Origin of the sequence: Massilia sp. MS-15, assembly GCF_020176695.1 — a bacterium.
GTDB lineage: Bacteria > Pseudomonadota > Gammaproteobacteria > Burkholderiales > Burkholderiaceae_D > Telluria > Telluria hydrophila.
In genome coordinates this window covers 143,567-162,916 of sequence record NZ_JAIWIA010000022.1, presented here as the reverse complement: position 1 = coordinate 162,916, position 19,350 = coordinate 143,567, and the positions used below count along the sequence as shown (strand labels likewise).

The 19,350-nt window shown below is 67.3% G+C and carries 17 protein-coding genes; 9 read left to right on the top strand and 8 right to left on the bottom strand.

Annotated elements, in window-relative coordinates:
* The 5 genes from LCI23_RS09855 to argS are packed head-to-tail and all read right to left on the bottom strand — an operon-like array spanning position 1 to position 4,722.
* Positions 1–774, bottom strand: coding sequence for a biotin--[acetyl-CoA-carboxylase] ligase (locus LCI23_RS09855; RefSeq protein WP_224946283.1), 774 nt, complete (start codon positions 772–774; stop codon positions 1–3).
* A complete protein-coding gene (locus tag LCI23_RS09850; RefSeq protein WP_224946282.1) occupies positions 771–1,577 on the bottom strand; it encodes an SDR family oxidoreductase in 807 nt (268 codons plus the stop codon). Before LCI23_RS09850 ends, LCI23_RS09855 begins: the two co-directional genes overlap by 4 nt.
* Positions 1,574–2,239 (bottom strand): thiol:disulfide interchange protein DsbA/DsbL, encoded by a 666-nt coding sequence (locus LCI23_RS09845; protein ID WP_224946281.1) that lies wholly within the window; start codon positions 2,237–2,239, stop codon positions 1,574–1,576. The genes LCI23_RS09850 and LCI23_RS09845 overlap by 4 nt, the downstream gene beginning before the upstream one ends.
* A gap of 25 nt (positions 2,240–2,264) precedes the next feature.
* Positions 2,265–2,963, bottom strand: coding sequence for an SPOR domain-containing protein (locus tag LCI23_RS09840; protein ID WP_224946280.1), 699 nt, complete (start codon positions 2,961–2,963; stop codon positions 2,265–2,267).
* A gap of 7 nt (positions 2,964–2,970) precedes the next feature.
* A complete protein-coding gene (gene argS / locus LCI23_RS09835) occupies positions 2,971–4,722 on the bottom strand; it encodes an arginine--tRNA ligase (protein WP_224946279.1) in 1,752 nt (583 codons plus the stop codon).
* 176 nt (positions 4,723–4,898) lie between these two features.
* Between argS and rsmB the strand changes: the two genes are divergently transcribed.
* The 8 genes from rsmB (at position 4,899) to LCI23_RS09795 (ending at position 13,250) form a co-directional block, all read left to right on the top strand.
* Complete coding sequence (gene rsmB, locus LCI23_RS09830) at positions 4,899–6,482, top strand: 16S rRNA (cytosine(967)-C(5))-methyltransferase RsmB (protein ID WP_224946278.1); 1,584 nt, start codon at positions 4,899–4,901, stop codon at positions 6,480–6,482.
* A 52-nt stretch (positions 6,483–6,534) separates the two neighbouring features.
* Positions 6,535–7,095 carry a DUF4390 domain-containing protein gene (locus tag LCI23_RS09825; RefSeq protein ID WP_224946277.1) on the top strand — a complete coding sequence of 187 codons (561 nt, stop codon included), beginning with the start codon at positions 6,535–6,537 and terminating at the stop codon, positions 7,093–7,095.
* A gap of 5 nt (positions 7,096–7,100) precedes the next feature.
* Positions 7,101–9,422: an ATP-binding protein gene (locus tag LCI23_RS09820; protein WP_224946276.1), complete on the top strand. Its 2,322-nt coding sequence runs from the start codon at positions 7,101–7,103 to the stop codon at positions 9,420–9,422.
* A gap of 63 nt (positions 9,423–9,485) precedes the next feature.
* A complete protein-coding gene (locus LCI23_RS09815; RefSeq protein WP_224946275.1) occupies positions 9,486–10,223 on the top strand; it encodes a response regulator in 738 nt (245 codons plus the stop codon).
* The gene (locus tag LCI23_RS09810; protein ID WP_224946274.1) at positions 10,224–10,610 is read left to right on the top strand and encodes a GTPase; all 387 of its coding nucleotides are present in this window, start codon (positions 10,224–10,226) and stop codon (positions 10,608–10,610) included.
* A 125-nt stretch (positions 10,611–10,735) separates the two neighbouring features.
* On the top strand, positions 10,736–10,993 hold the full coding sequence (locus LCI23_RS09805) for a DUF3567 domain-containing protein (protein WP_027865841.1): 258 nt from the start codon (positions 10,736–10,738) through the stop codon (positions 10,991–10,993).
* Positions 10,994–11,086: 93 nt separating this feature from the next.
* On the top strand, positions 11,087–11,854 hold the full coding sequence (locus tag LCI23_RS09800) for a class II glutamine amidotransferase (protein ID WP_224946273.1): 768 nt from the start codon (positions 11,087–11,089) through the stop codon (positions 11,852–11,854).
* A 97-nt stretch (positions 11,855–11,951) separates the two neighbouring features.
* On the top strand, positions 11,952–13,250 hold the full coding sequence (locus LCI23_RS09795) for an EAL and HDOD domain-containing protein (RefSeq protein WP_224946272.1): 1,299 nt from the start codon (positions 11,952–11,954) through the stop codon (positions 13,248–13,250).
* 159 nt (positions 13,251–13,409) lie between these two features.
* Here LCI23_RS09795 and metH read toward each other — a convergent pair whose 3' ends face one another.
* On the bottom strand, positions 13,410–17,180 hold the full coding sequence (metH, locus tag LCI23_RS09790; RefSeq protein ID WP_224946271.1) for a methionine synthase: 3,771 nt from the start codon (positions 17,178–17,180) through the stop codon (positions 13,410–13,412).
* 254 nt (positions 17,181–17,434) lie between these two features.
* Here metH and LCI23_RS09785 point away from each other — a divergent pair, with 254 nt between their 5' ends.
* Positions 17,435–17,665, top strand: a complete 231-nt coding sequence (locus LCI23_RS09785; RefSeq protein WP_224946270.1) for a BrnA antitoxin family protein — start codon at positions 17,435–17,437, stop codon at positions 17,663–17,665.
* Positions 17,666–17,757: 92 nt separating this feature from the next.
* Here the strand turns inward: LCI23_RS09785 and fmt are convergent, their stop codons facing one another.
* The gene (gene fmt / locus LCI23_RS09780; RefSeq protein WP_224946269.1) at positions 17,758–18,705 is read right to left on the bottom strand and encodes a methionyl-tRNA formyltransferase; all 948 of its coding nucleotides are present in this window, start codon (positions 18,703–18,705) and stop codon (positions 17,758–17,760) included.
* A gap of 10 nt (positions 18,706–18,715) precedes the next feature.
* Entirely contained in the window at positions 18,716–19,255 is a 540-nt protein-coding gene (gene def, locus LCI23_RS09775) for a peptide deformylase (RefSeq protein WP_224946268.1), read from the bottom strand.
* Positions 19,256–19,350: the final 95 nt, after the last annotated feature.

The window sequence follows — 19,350 nt, the reverse complement described above, 5'->3', positions numbered from 1 at the left end:
CTACTCCTTCACGCGCAGCGACACGTCGCCCGCCAGCACCGTGCTGCGGCCGTGGGCCGTATCGAGCAGCAGGCGGCCGCTATCGTCGACGCCGGCGGCCAGGCCCTCCTGCACTACCTGGCCATGGTCGAGGATGACCACGGTCTGGCCCTGCCAGGCGTGGCGCAGGTTCCAGCGCGCGCAGAAAGGCGCGAAGCCCTGGCGCGCGAACAGGCGCAGCGCCTTGGCCAGCGCGTCGAGCAGGGCGGCCATCAGGACGTCGCGCTCCATGCGCGCCAGCCAGGGCGCGCCGGCGGCGCTGCGGCCGAGGCGCGCTTCCACCTCGTCCGGCATCACCAGGTTCAGCCCGATGCCGATCACGGCCCAGGTGCCGCCGCCCTGCGCGGGTGGCGCGGACTGGGTCTCGATCAGGATCCCGGCCAGCTTGGCGCCGTCCTTGAGCACGTCGTTCGGCCATTTGAGCTGGACCTGCACGCCCAGTGCCGCCAGCGCCTCGCCCAGGGCCACGCCGACCGCGAGCGGCAGCCCGGCCAGCACCTGCGGGCCGCCGTCGAACTTCCAGGCCAGCGAGAAGGTCAGCGAGTGCTCGCTGGAAGACAGCCAGCTGCGCCCGGCGCGGCCACGGCCGGCGGTCTGGTGCTCGGCCACCAGCAGCAGGGCGTCGCTGAGCAGGGCCGCGCGCGCCAGCAGGTCGGCATTGGTGGAGCCGGTCTCCGGCACCACCTCCACGCGCACCCCGGCACGCGACAGCGCGGCGATACGCTCGGCGTTCATGGCCGCTCCTGACCGGCTGCGGCGCGCTGCTTGGTCGGGGCGCGCGCGAACAGGCGGTCGAACAGGGCGTTCGGCAGCAGGCGCAGCAGCTTGGCGACGACGCCCATCTGCCAGGGCAGCACGCGGTAGCTGGCGCCGCGCGCGATCACGTTCACCGCCTGGGCGGCGAAGCGTTCGGCGGGCATCAGGAAGGGCATGGGGAAGCGGTTGTTACGGGTCATGGGGGTGTCGATGTAGCCGGGAGCGATGGTCACCACCTCGATGCCGCTGCCGCGCAGCTCCACGCGCAGCGATTCGCAGTAGCTGTGCACGGCCGCTTTCGAGGCGCAGTAGGCGCCGGCGCCGCGCATGCCGCGGATGCCGGCCACGCTGCCGATGCCGACCAGGCGGCGCGCGCCATCCTGCTGCTTCATCGCAGCGATGAAGGGGGCGAAGGTGGCGACCGTGGCATTCACGTTGGTGGCGAACACGGCGTCGAAGACCGCCAGGTCGGCGGGGCGCTCGGTGAGGGTGCCGTGCGAGACGCCGGCGCTGGCGATGACGATGTCGGCGCCGCCACTGGCGGCCAGGAAGTCGGCGGCGGCCGCCGCCAGCGCCGCACGGTCGGTCACGTCCGCCGCGTACAGGCGATGGCGTTCCGGATGGGGCAGGGATGCGGCCAGTTCTTCCAGCCGTTCGCGGCGGCGCGCCAGCAGGCCGAGGCGGGCGCCGCGCGCCGCGTATTCGCGCGCCAGCGCGGCCCCGATGCCGCTCGAGGCGCCGGTGATGAAGACCCGTTCCGCGCGCACCGGCGCAGCGTTCATGTGCGGGCCGCTTTCGCCCGCGCGACCAGTCCGTCCATCACCTGCAGCGTGCCGGCCAGCGCCGCGTCGCCCGCAGCACCGGCTTCCGCCAGCATGCCGGGCGAGGTGAGGAAGCGGCCGTCGACCGCGATCATCGGCCAGTGGGTGATGCGGTAGGCTTCCATCATGGCCTGGGCGCGGCGCAGCTTGGCCTGCACGCCGAAGGAGCGGTAGGCGTCGATGAAGCGGGCGCGGTCGATGCCGGCGCGGCTGGCCCAGTCGAACACCTGCTCGTCCTGGGCAAACCGCTGGCGCTCGACGTGCATCGCGTTGAACACCTGGCCGTGGTACTGCTCGAGCAGGCCGAGCGACTCGAGCGTGAAGAACAGGCGCTGCTGCGGCATCACCGCGGCCCCGGCCGGCACATGCACGCGGCGCAAGGCGATGTTCTCGCCCTGCCTTCTGACCCAGTTGGCCAGCTGCGGCTCGAGCGCGTAGCAGTGCGGGCAGTAATAGGCAAAGAACTCCAGTACCTCGATCCTGCGGCCGCTGTCGGTCGGCTGGGCTTCGGGCAGCGTCAGGTATTCGGTGCCCTCCTTCGGCGAAGCGGGGGAGGCGGCGGCGAAGCCCGGCATGGCGGCGGCCAGGGCGGAGCAGCAGATCAGGCGGCGAAGCGGGTTCATGCGGTTCCCTGGAAGGCGAAAAGGATCAGCGCTGGTTGCGGACGATGGCCACGTCGACGCCGCTATCGAGCAGTTTGGCGCGCGCCTTGTTCATGGCCTCCGGCCCGCCGTAGGGGCCGACCCGCACGCGGTGCAGCACGCCGCTGTCGGTGCTGCGGTCGCTGATCGTCGCTTCGAAGCCAAGCAGGGCCAGCTTGGCGCGGGTGTTCTCGGCGTCCGACATCTCGCGGAAGGCACCGGCCTGCAGGTAGTAGATGTAGCCGTCGCCGCCATTCGCGGGGACCGGGGCTGCCGGAGCGGCGGCTGCCGGGGCGGGCGCGGCGGGTGCGGCCGGTGCCGCTGCCGGCGCAGTTGCCGAAGAAGCGGCCGGCGCCGTTGCCTGCATGCCGGCGATCGCCTGGCCCAGCGGGTCGGCATCGGCCGGCGCCGGGGCCGGGGCGGCATCGGGAGCCGGGCGGTTGGCGCGCTCGGCGAGCTCGCGGTTCGCCTCGCGCGCGGCGTCGCGCTTGCCGTACAGCGGCTTGTTCGGATCATTCGCCTGGCTCGGCTCGAGATCGGCCGGCCGTCCCATCTTGGTGGAGCGGTCGGTGAACGGCGACTGGCCCTTGGTGATCACGAGCGCGACTGCCACCGCGATCCCCAGGCCGATGATCAGGCCGATGATGATCCCGGTCAGGGTGCTGCCGCGCTGGCGCAGCGGGGAGAGATGTCGGATGGCGGTCATGTTGCGATTACTCTTGGGTTTCGGTCGGGGTGTCCGCCAATGCGCGTTCCATCTTGGCCGGGGCCGATACGCCGATCAGGGCCAGGCCGTTGCGCAGCACCTGGCGGGTGGCCAGGGCCAGGGCCAGGCGCGCCAGCTTCAATGGCGCGTTATCGTCCAGCAGCCACTTGTGGGCGAAGTAGTAGCTATGCAGCTCGCCAGCCAGTTCGCGCAGGTAGAAGGCGACGTGGTGCGGGCTCAGCTCGAGTTTGGCGCGCTCCAGCATTTCCGGGTAGGCCGACAGCTTGGCCAGCAGGCTCGCTTCGTGCGGTTCGGTAAGCAGCGACAGGTCGGCACTGGCCAGCTGCGCTTCATCGCCACCCCAGTTGGCCAGCGCCGAGCAGATGCGCGCATGGGCGTACTGCACGTAGTACACCGGGTTCTCGTCCGAGGTCTTCAGCGCGACGTCGACGTCGAACACGAACTCGGTGTCGGCCTTGCGCGAGATGAGGAAGAAGCGCACCGCATCGCGGCCGCGCGTGATGTCGCCGTTGCCCGACCATTCGATCAGGTCGCGCACCGTCACGTAGGAACCGGCGCGCTTGGAGATCTTGACCTCTTCGCCGTTCTTCATCACGGTGACCATCTTGTGCAACACGTAGTCGGGGTAACCCTTCGGGATGCCGATATTGACCGCCTGCAGGCCGGCGCGCACGCGCGCGATGGTGCCGTGGTGGTCGCTGCCCTGCACATTGATGGCCTGGTCGAAGCCACGGCGGAATTTCTGGATGTGGTAGGCCACGTCCGGCACGAAATAGGTGTAGGTGCCGTCGGACTTGCGCATCACGCGGTCCTTGTCGTCGCCGTAGTCGGTGGTCTTGAGCCACAGCGCGCCTTCCTGCTCGTAGGTGACGCCGGCGTCGACCAGGGCCTGCACGGCCGCTTCCACCTTGCCGTCCGCGTACAGCGAGGACTCGAGGTAGTAGTTGTCGAACTTGACGCCGAAGGCCTGCAGGTCCTGGTCCTGCTCGTTGCGCAGGTAGGTCACGGCGAACCGGCGGATCGACTCGATGTCGTTGACGTCACCCGAAGCGGTGGCGGGCTCGCCATCGCTGGCCGAGACGGTCTTCTTCGCCAGGAAATCGGCCGCGATCTCGGCGATGTAGTCGCCGTTGTAGGCCGCTTCCGGCCACTCGGCGTCGCCAGGCTTGAAGCCGCGCGCGCGCGCCTGCACCGAGGTGGCGAGGGTGGCGATCTGCACGCCCGCGTCGTTGTAGTAGAACTCGCGGGTGACGTCGTGGCCCTGCGCTTCGAACAGCGAGGACAGGGCATCGCCCAGCGCGGCCTGGCGGCCGTGGCCGACGTGCAGCGGACCGGTCGGATTGGCCGAGACGAATTCGATGATCGCGTGGTGGCCCTGGCCGGACGTGCCGCGGCCGAAGGCCGCGCCCTGCTCGAGCACGGTGCGCACGACCGACTGCTTGGCGCCAGCAGCCACGCGCAGGTTGATGAAGCCGGGACCGGCCACCTCGGCCGACTCGACCAGGCCGGCGGCACCAGGCTCGGCCAGCAGGGCGGCGACCAGGCGGGTGGCCAGTTCGCGTGGATTGGTCTTCAGCGGCTTGGCCAGCTGCATCGCGATGTTGCAGGCGATGTCGCCATGGCTCGGGTCGCGCGGACGTTCGAGCACCACGTTGGGGGTGAGGTCGGTGCCGGCGACGATCGGCGCGAGTGCGGCCTGGAACAGGGCAACGATTTGTTGTTTTTGTTGGACGAGCATGGGAGTGTTTCGGTCTGTATAGTGAGGCGGGCCTGCGGACAGGCAAACAGCGCCCATTATACTGGTTTGGCGCATGATGCAATACGATCAGGCTGGCATTTGCAATGCAGCAAACACTTAAGCGGCGCCAAAGCCTGACCCGTTACAATGAAGCCTTTTCACCGTATCGACCTGCCATGACCGACAAGCGCCCGACGCTCACCCTGAAACCGAAAGCCAAGCCGGCGCGTAGCGCTGCGTCGCAGGGTGGGGGCAAGCCGCCGCGTCCGGCCGCTGCGCCGGCGCAGGCCGAGGCCCGCAAGCCGGCCCAGGCGACCGCGCCGAAGCCGAGCTACCGCCCGTCCGCCGAGCGCGCCGCGGCCCCCTCCGCGCCACCTGCGCCGCCGGCGCCGCTGCGTGACACTGCGCGCCTGCGGCCGAGCCATGAGGTCAAGGTGGCCCCCCAGCGCGACTACCGGCCCGACCTGAAGGCCGACTCGCTGGCCCTGAGCCTGCTGGGCGCGGCGAATGCCGTGGCCCGGGTGCGCGGCGGCAGCGCGCTGCCGCAGGCCTTGAGCGCCGTATTCGGCGCCTACGAAGTGACGCCGCAGGCGCGCGGCGCGATCCAGGACATCGCCTACCGCACGATGCGCCAGCTGGGCCGCAGCGAGACCCTGCTCGGCCTGATGACCAGCAAGGCGCCCGAACCGCCGATGCTGGACGGCCTGCTGTGCGCCGCGCTGGCCCTGCTCGATCCGCCGCAGGGCGGGCAGCCGCCCTACGAGGCCTTCACCGTGGTCGACCAGGCCGTCACCGCGGCCGCCAGCCATCCCGATTTTGCCCACGCCAAGGCCATGGTCAATGCCGTGCTGCGCCGCTTCCTGCGCGAGCGCGAAGCCCTGGTCGAGCAAGCGCTGAAGCAGCCGCTGGCGCGCTGGAACTATCCGCAGTGGTGGATCGACAGCACCCGCAGCGCCTATCCGCAGGACTGGGAAGCCATCCTCACCGCCGGCAACGCGCATCCGCCGCTGACCCTGCGCGTGAACCGGCGCCGGCTCGAGGTCGCGGCTTACCTGGAGATGCTGCGCGCGGCCGGCTTCGACGCCGCCCAGGTCGGCCCGAGCGCGGTGCGCCTGGCGCAGGCCGTCAACGTCAGCCAGATCCCCGGTTTCCATGACGGCCTGGTGTCGGTGCAGGACGCCGGTGCCCAGCTGGCCGCGCCGCTGCTCGACCTGGCCGACGGCATGCGCGTGCTGGACGCCTGCGCGGCGCCGGGCGGCAAGAGCGGCCACATCCTGGAAACGGCCGAGGTCGAGCTGACCTCGGTGGACGCCGACCCGGCGCGCCTGGCGCGCGTCCGTGACAATCTCGGCCGCCTCGGGCTCGCCGCGACCCTGCTCGCCGCCGAGGCCCAGGAGGGCGGCTGGTGGGACGGCCGCCCCTTCGATCGCATCCTGGCCGACGTGCCGTGTACCGCGTCCGGCATCGTGCGCCGCCATCCGGATATCCGCTGGTTGCGCCGCAAGTCCGACACGCTCCAACTTGCAACACTTTCCAGCAAAATACTCGACAACCTTTGGCAGATGTTACTGCCCAATGGTAAATTGTTGTTTGTGACATGTTCGCTCTGGCCCCAGGAATCGGAGGCGCAGGCAGCCGCGTTCGCGGCGCGCCATGACGCCCTCCGCCTCGACGCGCCGGGCCAGCTGCTGCCATCCAGCGGTGCCGGGCAGGATCATGACGGCTTGTTTTACGCCCTGTTCCAGAAAAAAGCGGCGTAATGCTCATCCCGACAGAATAGGCTTCGGCTTCAGATAAGGCTCCGGCGCACCCGTGACGTTACGATTTTTCTGCCTACTCGCTTGCCAGCTGCTGCTGGTCTTCGCGTGCACGCAGGCGCGGGCGGCCGATGTCGACATCACCAAGGCGGAAATCCAGGCCACCGAGGAAGGCTACCGTCTCAATACGGCCTTCGCCTTCGACCTGAACCACGAGCTGCAGGACGCCGTGCAGAACGGCGTCAAGCTGCACTTCACCACCGAGATCGAGATGACGCGCCCGCGCTGGTGGTGGCGCGACGAGAAGGCGGTGCTGGCGCGGCGTACCATCGGCATCTCCTACGACGTGCTCACGCGCCAGTACATCGTGGCCAGCAACGGCAGCGTGCCGCAACCCTTCAATACCCTCGACGATGCGCTGTCGCTGATCCGGCGCCCGGCGCGCTGGCTGATCGCGCCGCGCGACGCGCTCAAGCGCGGCGAGACCTATAACGTCTCGCTGCGCATGTTCATGGACCGGGACTTCCTGTCCAAGCCGCTGCAGGTCAACGCCATCAACGATTCGAGCTGGCGCCTGGCTTCCAACCGCAAGACCTTCACCTACCGTGCGGAGTAGCAGGCATGCGCGGTAAGTCGGTGAACCAGGCGCTGCGCTACGCGCTGGTGGTGGGCGGCGCCATCGTCTCGATCCTGCTGTTCCTGCTTGCCTCGGCTTCCGACAATTCCGGCTTCTTCGACCGCTACTACACCTGGCTGCTGGGCCTGAACGCCGGCATGGCGGCGCTGCTGCTGGTGCTGGTGATCGTGGCGCTGGCGCGCCTGTACGCGCGCTACAAGGCCGGCAAGTTCGGCTCGCGCCTGGTGGCGAGGCTGGTGCTGCTGTTCGCCGGCATCGGCATCCTGCCGGGCCTGGTCATCTTCATGGTCTCGGTGCAGTTCGTGTCGCACTCGATCGAGAGCTGGTTCGACGTCAAGATCGAGGCCGCGATCGAGTCCGGCATCAACCTCGGCCGCGCCGCGCTGGACGAAGCCGTGGCCGAACTCGGTGCCACCGGCCAGACCGCGGCCGCCACCCTGGCCGGCCAGGACGCGGTCGCGGTGCAGGGCATCCTCACGCGCCTGGTGGACGACGTCAGCGGCCTGCAAAGCGCGATGCTGCTGGCGGCTGACGGCACCGTGCTGGCCTCCGGTTCGCAGGACCGCATGCTCGACCTGGAGCGCGACCGCCCGACGCCGGTGATGCTCAAGTCGGCGGCGCTGCCGGGCGGCTATGCCAGCCCCGAGGGTACCGGGGCCGGAGGCGAGGCCGGGGAAGAGCCGAACGCGCTCGACGCCGCCACCGGCCTGCGCCTGCGCGTGGTGCTGGCGGTCCCGGAGGCGCTCGGGATGGAGCCGCGCTACCTGCAGCTGCTGCAGTCGGTGCCGGTGAACCTGGCCTCGAACGCGGTGGTGCTGCGCAGCGCGCGCGACGAATACCAGTCGCGCTTCCAGGAGCGCACCGGCCTGCGCAAGATGTACATCGAGACGCTCACCCTGACCCTGCTGCTGGCGATCTTCGGCGCCATCGGCAGCGCGGTGCTCATCGCCGGCAACCTGGCGCAGCCGCTGCTGGTGCTGGCCGAGGGCACGCAGGCGGTGGCCGAGGGCGACCTGTCACCGCGGCCGACGGTCGAGACCAACGACGAACTGGGCACCCTGACGCGCTCCTTCAACGCCATGACCGGCCAGCTGTTCGAGGCCAGGAGCGCCGTCGAGCGCAACCGCACGGCGCTACAGAACGCCAAGGCCCACCTGGAGTCGGTGCTGGCGAATATGTCGGCCGGCGTGATCGTGCTCGACGCCGAAGGGCGGGTGGTGAACTCGAACGATGCCGCCTACCGCATCCTGCAGGTGGAACCGGGCGCGCTGAGCGGCCCGCTGGGCAGCATCGCGGGCCTGGAGACCTTCTACAACTGCGTCACGCGCGCGATCTCGGCGCAGAGCGCGCAGAGCGCGGCCGGCGCGCCTGCCGGCGGCGACCGGCGCCGGCGCGCCCACTGGCAGCAGCAGATCGAGATCCCGCGCCGCGGCAGCCAGGATGGACAAGACCACGAGCAGGACCACGACATCACCCTGCTGGCGCGCGGCTCGCGCCTGCCGGTCGGTACCGGCAGCGGCTTCATCGTGGTGTTCGACGATATCTCGGACGTGATCTCGGCCCAGCGCTCGGTGGCCTGGGGCGAGGTGGCGCGCCGCCTGGCGCACGAGATCAAGAACCCGCTGACCCCGATCCAGCTGTCAGCCGAACGCCTGCAGATGAAGCTGGAAGCGAGCCTGCCGCCGCCGGAAGCGGAACTGCTCAAGAAGAGCACCACCACCATCGTCAACCAGGTCGACGCCATGAAGCGCATGGTGGACGACTTCCGCGACTACGCGCGCACGCCGCCGGCGGTGCTCGAACCGCTCGACCTGAACGGCCTGATCGACGAGATCCTGCAGCTGTACCTGACCGGGGACGGCTCCGACATCATCCATGCCGACCTGGCGCCCGGCCTGCCGCTGGTGATGGGCGACCCGACCCAGCTGCGCCAGGTGATCCACAACCTGGTGCAGAACGCGCAGGACGCGCTGGCCGACCGCGGCCCCGGCGCGCCGCCTCCACGGGTGGAAGTCACCACCGAGGCGATCCACTACGAGGGCGCGGACGGCGCCGACGGTACCGCGGTGCGCCTGGCGATCACGGACAACGGCCCCGGCTTCTCGCCGCGCATCCTGGCGCGCGCCTTCGAACCCTACGTCACCTCCAAGGCGCGCGGCACCGGCCTCGGGCTGCCGATGGTCAAGAAGATCATCGATGAACATGGCGGCCGTATCGACATCGGGAACCGTCCCGATGGATCTGGCGCGGCGGTATTCATTTTGCTGTTAAAGTTAGCCCCCGAGGCGAACTTGGCCGAAACTTAAAAGACGCTTAAAATCTCACTGGGTAGTTGGCGATAGCGGGCAAGAGATCAGGAAGGCGGACAGATGGCGAACATACTCGTAGTTGATGATGAAATGGGCATCCGGGAATTACTTTCGGAAATCCTGGGCGATGAAGGCCATGCCATCACACTGGCGGAAAATGCGCAGCAGGCGCGCGAGGCACGAGGCGCCGGCGCTCCCGACCTGGTGCTGCTGGACATCTGGATGCCGGACACCGACGGCGTCACCCTGCTCAAGGAGTGGCAGCGCGACGGCCTGCTCACGATGCCGGTCATCATGATGTCCGGCCACGCCACCATCGACACCGCGGTCGAAGCCACCCGCATCGGCGCCCTGAATTTCCTCGAAAAACCGATCGCCCTGCAGAAGCTGCTGAAAGCCGTGCAGCAGGGCCTGAGCCGCGCCCAGGAAGTGGCGCGCGCGCCGCTGGCGCCGCCGCGCCCGGTGCCGACCGCGATCCCGGTGCCGGATGCCGGCGTTCCGAGCGCCGCGGCGGCCGCGCCGATGTTCGCGCCGCCAGCCCCGCCGGCGGCCAACGGCTCGCGCATGGTGCATGCGACCTCGCAGGGCGAGGGCACCGGCTACACGCTGTCCTTCGATCTGCCGCTGCGCGAGGCGCGCGATGCCTTCGAGCGCATGTACTTCGAACACCACCTGGGCCGCGAAGGCGGCAGCATGACACGCGTGGCCGAGAAGACCGGCCTCGAACGCACCCACCTGTACCGCAAGCTCAAGCAGCTCGGCGTCGAGCCGGGCAAGCTCGCCAAGAAAGGCGTCTGATTGCGCGGACGCGTCGCGACCACCCTGGTCACGGGTGCTTCCGCGGCGGCGCGCGAAGCGGCCATCGCGAAGCGGCTCGCGGCGCTGCTGCCGGAACAGGCCGCAGCGGCCGAAGGCAGGATCGCCGTCATCCTCGAAGGGCTCGCCTCAGGCAGCAGCCCGATCCCCGAACTCCCTCCTGTCAGACTTGTCCGACTCGCACCCGGGTGCATGTGCTGTGCCGGGAACCTGGTTTTGCGTGTAACATTAAATCGACTGTTACGCCAAGGCCCTGAACGCCTGTTCATCGGTGTGGCGAACAGCGAACACCTTGATCAGTTGCGATCGTGGCTGCAGCAAGCGCCATACGATCAGCTGTTGGCACTGGAGCCGGACCTACGCACCTGACGCTGTGTCGTGACGTACTTGAAATCGGTCCAGCGAGCCCCACCTCTTAAGCGAAGTGATCAGTCAAGCGCCCGCCGCCAGGCGCCTGGACTGCACAATTACTCTGATCGAGAGAAGGAGTCATCATGAACATGATCTATAACAGCGAACAGTACAGCGTCGTGGAATTTGGCGTTGATCGCGACCTCGAAGCGCTGCGCTTCGGCGGGTACGAGATCGTCGACAAAGCCGGCCGGCGCGAAGCGTTCATCGGCGGCAAACTGGCTCAGTCTTTCCGCCGCGATGTGAACAACCTCATCGCCAGCGAGCCGACCATGGAAGAAATCGACGACTTCCTGGGGTCCTACGATACCCTGATGAGCCAGCCGGTCGTGCTGCACTGAGCTTCACATCCACCACCGCGGTTTCGAGGCGCGGTGGTGGCGGCACGGTGCCAATCCGTGTCACCGGCACCTCTGGCGTGGTAAGCTGCGCGCATGTGCCAACTCCTCGGAATGAACTGCAACGTCCCCACGGACATCGTCTTTTCCTTCACCGGCTTCGCCCATCGCGGCGGACGCACCGACACCCATCACGACGGCTGGGGCATCGCCTTCTTCGAGGGCAGGGGAGTACGCCACTTCGTCGACCACCAGGCCGCCATCGCCTCGCCGATCGCCGAACTGATCAAGCGCTACCCGATCAAGTCCACCAACGTCATTGCCCATATCCGCAAGGCCACGCAGGGGAGTATCGCCCTCGAGAACTGCCACCCCTTCGTGCGCGAACTGTGGGGCCGCTACTGGGTGTTCGCCCACAACGGCGACCTGAAGGAATTCGCGCCACAGCTGTCCGGCCCGTTCCGCCCGGTGGGCACGACCGACAGCGAACTGGCCTTTTGCTGGCTGATGCAGAACCTGCACGCGCAGTTCGGCGACGTCGCGCCCGCACTGCCCGCGCTGCGCGCCGCGCTGGAACGGCTGGTGCCGCAAGTGGCCGCGCATGGCACCTTCAACATGATGCTGTCGGACGGCACCGCGCTGTTCACCCACTGCTCGACCAAGCTGTGCTACATCGTGCGCCAGTATCCTTTCGCCGCCGCCCACCTGGCCGACGAAGACCTGTCGGTGGACTTTTCCGAAGTCACCACGCCGAACGACAGGGTGGCCATCATCGTGACCGAGCCGCTGACCAAGAACGAGACCTGGATTCCTTTCGCCCCCGGCGAATTGAAGTTGTTCGTGGATGGCATGCCACAGTCATGACAGGGGCTTATCGTCGCGGCAATAAATTAATGCCAAAAAGCCACTAAATCTGACGGATACGGTAAAGTAGGGATGTTCGCGAGCCCAACCACACGACATGACCGATACCGCCGCCAGCCCTGAGGGGGCTTCACAGCCTGCTTTCCAGTCTGCTTCACAGCCCTTGCGCAATTTCTATCTCGGGCGCCAGCCGGTGCTCGACCGCAACCAGGCGCTGTTCGGCTATGAACTGCTGTTCCGTGGCAGCGCCCAGGGACCGGCGCAGATCGACTCGGGACTATCGGCCAGCGCCGGCGTGCTGCACCATGCTTCCCAGCTCGGGCTGGCGCGCGCGATCGGCGACGCCACCGCCTTCCTGAACGTCGACACCGACGTCCTCATGAGCGACATGTTCGCCTTCCTGCCGCGTGAACGGACGGTGCTCGAGATCGTGCGTTCGGTGGTGCCGGACGATGCCGTGATCCGGCGCATGACCGCACTGTCGGCCCACGGTTTCCGTTTCGCGGCCGAGGCCTCGGCCCATGGACCGGGCCTGGCGCGCCTGCTGCCGGTGGTCGACTTCGTCAAGATGGACCTGCGCGAACTGCCCGTGGTGAGCCTGCTGTCGCTGGCGCCGCGCCTGCGCGGCACCGGCAAGCGCCTGGTGGCCGAGAAGGTCGAGAGCCACAGCGAATACCGCACCTGCCTCGACCTCGGTTTCGACTACTTCCAGGGCTATTATTTTGCCAAGCCGACCGTGATCGCCGGGCGCAAGCTCTCGCCTTCGCAGGCCGCCGTGATGGACCTGCTGCACCTGGTGGTGTCGGATGCCGACAATGCCGCGATCGAGCGCGCCGTGAAGCAGGACGTCACGCTCGGCCTGAACCTGCTGCGTCTGGTGAACACGCCGGCGGCGGGCGCGGGAAGGCGCATCGAGTCGGTCAGCCAGGCCGTGATCCTGCTGGGCCGGCGCCAGCTGCAGCGCTGGCTGCAGATCCTGCTGTATGCGGAGCCGGGCACGCGCGGCCACAACGCGAGCCCGCTCCTGATGCTGGCCACCACGCGCGCGCGCCTGATGGAACTGCTGGCCCAGCGCCTGCGCCCGGGACAGCGCAATGTCGCCGACATCGCTTTCACGGTGGGCATGATGTCGCTGATGGATACCCTGTTCTGCATTTCGATGCAGGACATCGTCGAACAGATTCCGGTGATCGACGAAGTGCGCCACGCGCTGCTGGTGCGGCGCGGCTTCTTCGGTGAACTGCTGCGCCTGGCGGAATCGCTCGAGCGCATCGACGGCGCCCAGGACGAGGTGACGCCGGCGCTCCACGAACTGTCGATGGACGGGGATGACCTGGCCGAGCTCGAGGTGTCGGCCTTCGAGTGGAGCGACAAGGTCGTTCGCTACGCGATCTGAGCTACCGGGTCCGTAGGGTGGGCGGCGTGCCGCCCACGCGGTCGAATGACGGTACAGCAGCTCGTGCGACGGTTCACATCACAACGATCACCGCGTGGGCGCCTTACCCGCCCACCCTACGATGGCCCTTCACTGACTGGCATACAGCGGCGGCTGAAGTCAGGACAGGTTCGGCGCCAGGTGGCGTTCCAGTTCCGCCTTGTCCATGCCACGGCGGCGCGCCATGTCCTCGAGCTGGTCGCCGCCGATCTTGCCGACCACGAAGTACTTCGATTCCGGGTGCGCAAAGTAGAAGCCCGACACCGCGGCCCCCGGATACATCGCGAACGACTCGGTCAGCTCCATCCCGATTTCCCCGGCCTGCAGTGTGCGGAACAGCTCGGCCTTGACCGTGTGTTCCGGGCAGGCCGGGTAGCCTGGCGCCGGGCGGATGCCCTGGTAGGACTCCTTGATCAGCGCCTCGTTCGACAGGTCTTCGCCCGCCGCATACCCCCACAAATCGGTACGCACGCGCTCGTGCAGGTACTCGGCGAAGGCTTCGGCCAGGCGGTCGGCCAGGGCCTTGAGCATGATCGAGGAGTAGTCGTCCAGGGCCGCTTCGAAGCGCTGCTCGTGCTTCTCGATGCCCAGGCCCGCCGTGACCGCGAACATGCCGATGTAATCAGGAATGCCAGAGTCCTTCGGTGCGACGAAGTCGGCCAGGCACTGGTTCGGGCGCTGCTCGCCGTCCACGACCGGCTTGACGCCCTGCTGGCGCAGGCCATACCAGGTGAAGGCGACCTGCTGGCGCGTTTCGTCCGTGTAGATTTCGATGTCGTCGTCGTTCACCGAGTTCGCCGGCAGCAGCGCGATGGCGCCGTTGGCGGTGAGCCAGCGGCCATCGATGATCTTCTTGAGCATCGCCTGGGCTTCCGCGAACACCTTGGTGGCGGCCTCGCCCACCACCTCGTCGCTGAGGATGGCAGGGTAGGGGCCGGCCAGGTCCCAGGTCTGGAAGAACGGACCCCAGTCGATGTAGCGCGCCAGTTCGCCCAGCTCGACGTTCCTGAAGAGGCGGCGGCCGATGAACTTCGGCTTGACCGGGGCGTAGTCCAGGCGTGCCTTGTTGGCGCGCGCCTGTTCGAGCGAGAGCATCGGCAGCGCCTTCTTGCCGGCGTGCTGCACGCGGATGCGTTCGTAGTCCTGGGCCAGTTCGATGATATAGGTCTCGCGCGTGTCCTCGGTCAGCAGCGACTGGCCCACCGACACCGAGCGCGAGGCGTCCGGCACGTAGACCACCGGGCCTTCGTAGTGCGGCGCGATCTTGACGGCGGTGTGGGCGCGGCTGGTGGTGGCGCCGCCGATCAAGAGCGGGATCTTCTTTTCGCGGAAGTAGGGATCGCGCTGCATCTCGCGCGCCACGTGGGCCATCTCTTCCAGCGACGGGGTGATCAGGCCTGACAGGCCAACCATGTCGGCGTTCTCTTCCTTGGCCTTGGCCAGGATGTCGGAGCACGGCACCATCACGCCCATGTTCACGATCTCGAAGTTATTGCACTGCAGGACCACCGAGACGATGTTCTTGCCGATGTCGTGCACGTCGCCCTTGACGGTGGCGATGACCATCTTGCCCTTCGGCTTGGCATTGACGCCGGTGCGGCGCTCTTCCTCCGCCTTTTCCTCTTCGATGAAGGGCACCAGGTGGGCCACGGCCTGCTTCATGACGCGCGCCGACTTGACCACCTGCGGCAGGAACATCTTGCCCTGTCCGAACAGGTCGCCGACGATGTTCATGCCGTCCATCAGCGGGCCTTCGATCACATGGATCGGGCGCCCGCTAGACGCCAGGACCTGCTGGCGCATCTCTTCGGTGTCCTCGACGATCCACTGCGTGATGCCGTGCACCAGCGCGTGCGCCAGGCGTTTTTCCACGGGCGCCGCGCGCCACTCGAGGTTCTGCTCCTGCTTGCCGCCGCCGGCCTTGAGGGTGCCGGCGAACTCGATCATGCGCTCGGTGGCGTCCGGACGGCGGTTCAGCACCACATCCTCGACACGCTCGCGCAGTTCGGGCGCGAGGTCGTCGTAGACGCCGATCATGCCGGCGTTGACGATCCCCATGGTCATGCCGGCCTTGATCGCGTGGTACAGGAAGACGGTGTGGATCGCCTCGCGCGCCGGGTCGTTGCCGCGGAAGCTGAACGAGACGTTCGACACGCCGCCCGATACTTTCGCGTGCGGCAGGTTCTTGCGGATCCAGGCGGTGGCTTCGATGAAGTCGTTCGCGTAGTTGTTGTGCTCCTCGATGCCGGTGGCAATCGCGAAGATGTTCGGGTCGAAGATGATGTCTTCCGGCGGGAAGCCCACCTGCTCGGTCAGCACCCGGTAGGCGCGGCCGCAGATCTCGGTCTTGCGGGCGAAGGTGTCGGCCTGGCCCTGTTCATCGAAGGCCATGACGATGACAGCGGCGCCGTAGCGGCGGCACAGGCGCGCCTGGCGGATGAACTCTTCCTCGCCTTCCTTCATCGAGATCGAGTTGACGATGGCCTTGCCCTGCACACATTTCAGGCCGGCTTCGATCACGCTCCACTTGGAGGAGTCGATCATGATCGGCACGCGCGAGATGTCCGGTTCGGAAGCGATCAGGTTCAGGAAGCGGGTCATCGCGGCCTGCGAGTCGAGCATCGCCTCGTCCATGTTGATGTCGATGACCTGGGCGCCGTTCTCGACCTGCTGGCGCGCCACCGACAGCGCTTCGTCGAACTGCTCGTTCAGGATCATGCGGGCAAACGCCTTGGAACCGGTGACGTTGGTGCGCTCGCCAACGTTCACGAACAGCGAGCTGTCGTCGATGGTGAAGGGCTCCAGGCCCGACAGGCGCATCGCGACCGGGATCTGCGGCACCTGGCGCGGAGGACGATCCTCGAGCATCTGCGCAATCGCCGCGATATGTTCGGGCGTGGTGCCGCAGCAGCCGCCGGCGATGTTGACGAAGCCGGCATCGGCGAACTCGCGCAGCAGGGCCGAGGTGTCGGCCGGGAGCTCGTCGAAGCCGGTGTCGCTCATCGGGTTGGGCAGGCCGGCGTTCGGGTAGATGCACACGAACGTATCGGCGATCTGCGACAGTTCTTCGGCATACGGACGCATCAGGGCTGCGCCGAGGGCGCAGTTCAGGCCGATGGTGATCGGCTTGGCGTGGCGCACCGAATTCCAGAACGCGGCGACGGTCTGGCCCGACAGGATGCGGCCCGAGGCGTCGGTGACGGTGCCCGAGATCATGACCGGCAGGCGCGGGACTGACGGGTGCTCTTCGAAATACTGGTCGATCGCGAACAGCGCTGCCTTGCAGTTCAGGGTGTCGAAGATGGTTTCGACCAGCAGCACGTCGGCGCCGCCCTCGACCAGGCCGCGCACCTGCTCGTGATAGCTCTCGACCAGCTGGTCGAAGCTGACGTTGCGCGCGGCGGGGTCGTTCACGTCCGGCGAGATCGAGGCAGTCTTCGGGGTCGGGCCGAGGGCGCCGGCCACGAAGCGCGGCTTGTCCGGGCTGCTGTACTTGTCGCAGGCGGCGCGCGCCAGCTTGGCGGCCTGCACGTTCATCTCGTAGGCGAGATGCGCCATGTGGTAGTCGTCCTGCGCCACACGGGTGGCGCCGAAGGTATTCGTCTCGATCAGGTCGGCGCCGGCGGCGAGGTAGCGCTCGTGGATCTCCTGGATGATGTGCGGCTGCGTGAGCGTGAGCAGCTCGTTGTTCCCCTTGACGAACAGCTCGCGCTGGCCTGCGCCTTCCGGCGCGCTGAAATCCTTGAAGCGCTCGCCGCGGTAGGCGGCTTCGTCCAGCTTGTATTGCTGGATGATGGTGCCCATCGCGCCGTCCAGGATCATGATGCGGCGCTTCAGGATGTCGCGCAGCTGGGAGTCGATCGGGGAGAGGGGGCGAAGAGGGGCGTTCATGGGTCGTCTTTCTACGGCTTGACAGGCCGTTTACTGTTGGGCGGTCAACGATTATACGTCAGGACGCCGCGACGCTCAGGCTGACCCGAAAAGCGCGCAAATAACGGTTTCGTGTATGTATCTTTATGTATGTATCGGCTGTATTGATACACAATGTTACAAAACCTGGCGCTTCCGCAATCTTTACGTTACATACACGGACTACAATTAACTCGTCGCCACATTGTTGGCGAAGCTTTTAACGGGATGATTGCATGAACAAAGAGTATGAGCCGGATTGGGAGCAACCGGTGAACCGTATCGAAGAACCGGCTGTTGCCCTGAAGTCGCCAGTCAATGGCGTCAAGCAGATCGTGACGATTCGCCTGGACGTGGACATGCTGGAGTGGTTCAAGTCGGCAGGCCCGGGTTACCAGACCCGCATCAACCAGGTGCTGCGCGAATACATGGATGCGCAGCGCGCTGCGGCATCGCAGCAGCAGTGAGCGATCGGGGCGAATGCCCCGATTTTCTTTTTTGGGAAAGCGAGCGTCGCAGCGCCAGCCAGCCAGTGCCGGCCGTGCTGCGACAGCGTGTACTACGAGAAGATTTTTCCGCTGAGCGGGAAACTCTTGAGGAAGTCCGGCGCCGCCAGGCGCTTGCCACCTGGCTTTTGCAGTTCGGTCATGCGCAACGCACCGCCGCCGCAGGCCACCACGACACCTTGCGTGTCGGCCGCCAGCACCGCGCCCGGTGCTCCGCTGCCTTCGGCCAGTACGGCATTCCATACCTTCACCGCCACGCCATCGACCATCCCGTGCGCACCGGGGAAGGGATTGAAGGCGCGCACCCGGCGCCACAGCAGCTCGGCCGGCAGGCTGAAATCGAGCTTCGCTTCTTCCTTGCTGATCTTGGCGGCATAGGTCACGCCGTCCGCCGGCTGCGGCACGGCCTCCAGCACGCCCGCTTCCATCCTGCGCAGCGCGTCGACGATCATGCGCCCGCCCAGTTCGGCCAGCCTGTCGTGCAGGCTGCCGGTGGTGTCGGTGTCGGCGATCGGCACGCGCTCCACCAGCATCATCGGGCCGGTGTCCAGGCCTTCCTCCATGCCCATGATGGTGACGCCGGTCTCGCAGTCGCCCGCTTCGATGGCGCGGTGGATCGGCGCGGCGCCACGCCAGCGCGGCAGCAGCGAACCGTGGATGTTGATGCAGGGCCTGATGTGGAGCGTGCTGCGCGGCAGGATCAGGCCATAGGCCGCCACCACCATCACGTCGTAGTCAAGCGCGAGCAGGCGTTCGTGCGCGGCGCGCGCTTCAGTTGCGCGCTGCGGATCCTTGCTGTCCATGCGCAGCGACAGCGGCTGCGCCACCTCCATGCCATGCTCCAGCGCGTACTGCTTCACGCTGGACGCCTGCAACTGCATGCCGCGCCCGGCCGGCCGGTCGGGCTGGGTCAGGACCAGGGGAATCTCGAAGCCCGCCTCGTGCAGGGCGCGCAGGGCGCAGGCGGCGAACTCGGGCGTGCCGGCGAAGACGACTTTCATCGGCACCCTGTCAGCGGCGGGCGCCGGCGCGCTGGGCGTCGCGCTCCATGCCGCGCTCTTCCTTCTGCAGCTTGGCCTTGATGCGGTTGCGCTTGAGCGGCGACAGGTATTCGACGAAGACCTTGCCCATCAGGTGGTCCATCTCGTGCTGGATGCACACCGCCAGCAGGCCGTCGGCCTCGAGTTCGAACTCCTTGCCTTCGACGTCATAGGCCTTGACTTTCACGCGCGCAGGACGCTCGACGCCGTCGTAAATGCCAGGCACCGACAGGCAGCCTTCGTCGTAGACCTGCTTTTCTTCGCTGGCCCAGGTGATGTCCGGGTTGACGAAGACCATCAGCTGGTCGGTGGTTTCGCTCACGTCGATGACGAGCACGCGCTCGTGCACGTCGACCTGGGTGGCGGCCAGGCCGACGCCCGGTGCATCGTACATGGTCTCGGCCATGTCCTTGACCAGCTGGCGCAGGCGTTCGGTGCCGAATTCGGTCACGGGCTTGGCCACCTTGTGCAGGCGTGGATCGGGGTAGCGGAGGATCTTCAGTAGGGCCATGGTCAAGAAATCAAGAGGAAATATCAGTTCAATAAGGTTCGCGCACGCGTACGGAAATGCAACACACTGGCGCCGCGGCAGGACGCGGTTTGTCT

What these genes read in the sequence shown, in the direction of transcription:
- LCI23_RS09820 (WP_224946276.1), top strand. Translation starts at nt 7,101, where the DNA reads ATGCGCGGTAAGTCGGTGAACCAGGCGCTGCGCTACGCGCTGGTGGTG.
- def (WP_224946268.1), bottom strand. Translation starts at nt 19,255, where the DNA reads ATGGCCCTACTGAAGATCCTCCGCTACCCCGATCCACGCCTGCACAAG.
- LCI23_RS09840 (WP_224946280.1), bottom strand. Translation starts at nt 2,963, where the DNA reads ATGACCGCCATCCGACATCTCTCCCCGCTGCGCCAGCGCGGCAGCACC.
- LCI23_RS09850 (WP_224946282.1), bottom strand. Translation starts at nt 1,577, where the DNA reads ATGAACGCTGCGCCGGTGCGCGCGGAACGGGTCTTCATCACCGGCGCC.
- LCI23_RS09855 (WP_224946283.1), bottom strand. Translation starts at nt 774, where the DNA reads ATGAACGCCGAGCGTATCGCCGCGCTGTCGCGTGCCGGGGTGCGCGTG.
- LCI23_RS09805 (WP_027865841.1), top strand. Translation starts at nt 10,736, where the DNA reads ATGAACATGATCTATAACAGCGAACAGTACAGCGTCGTGGAATTTGGC.
- LCI23_RS09845 (WP_224946281.1), bottom strand. Translation starts at nt 2,239, where the DNA reads ATGAACCCGCTTCGCCGCCTGATCTGCTGCTCCGCCCTGGCCGCCGCC.
- LCI23_RS09800 (WP_224946273.1), top strand. Translation starts at nt 11,087, where the DNA reads ATGTGCCAACTCCTCGGAATGAACTGCAACGTCCCCACGGACATCGTC.
- LCI23_RS09785 (WP_224946270.1), top strand. Translation starts at nt 17,435, where the DNA reads ATGAACAAAGAGTATGAGCCGGATTGGGAGCAACCGGTGAACCGTATC.
- LCI23_RS09795 (WP_224946272.1), top strand. Translation starts at nt 11,952, where the DNA reads ATGACCGATACCGCCGCCAGCCCTGAGGGGGCTTCACAGCCTGCTTTC.
- rsmB (WP_224946278.1), top strand. Translation starts at nt 4,899, where the DNA reads ATGACCGACAAGCGCCCGACGCTCACCCTGAAACCGAAAGCCAAGCCG.
- LCI23_RS09815 (WP_224946275.1), top strand. Translation starts at nt 9,486, where the DNA reads ATGGCGAACATACTCGTAGTTGATGATGAAATGGGCATCCGGGAATTA.
- metH (WP_224946271.1), bottom strand. Translation starts at nt 17,180, where the DNA reads ATGAACGCCCCTCTTCGCCCCCTCTCCCCGATCGACTCCCAGCTGCGC.
- argS (WP_224946279.1), bottom strand. Translation starts at nt 4,722, where the DNA reads ATGCTCGTCCAACAAAAACAACAAATCGTTGCCCTGTTCCAGGCCGCA.
- fmt (WP_224946269.1), bottom strand. Translation starts at nt 18,705, where the DNA reads ATGAAAGTCGTCTTCGCCGGCACGCCCGAGTTCGCCGCCTGCGCCCTG.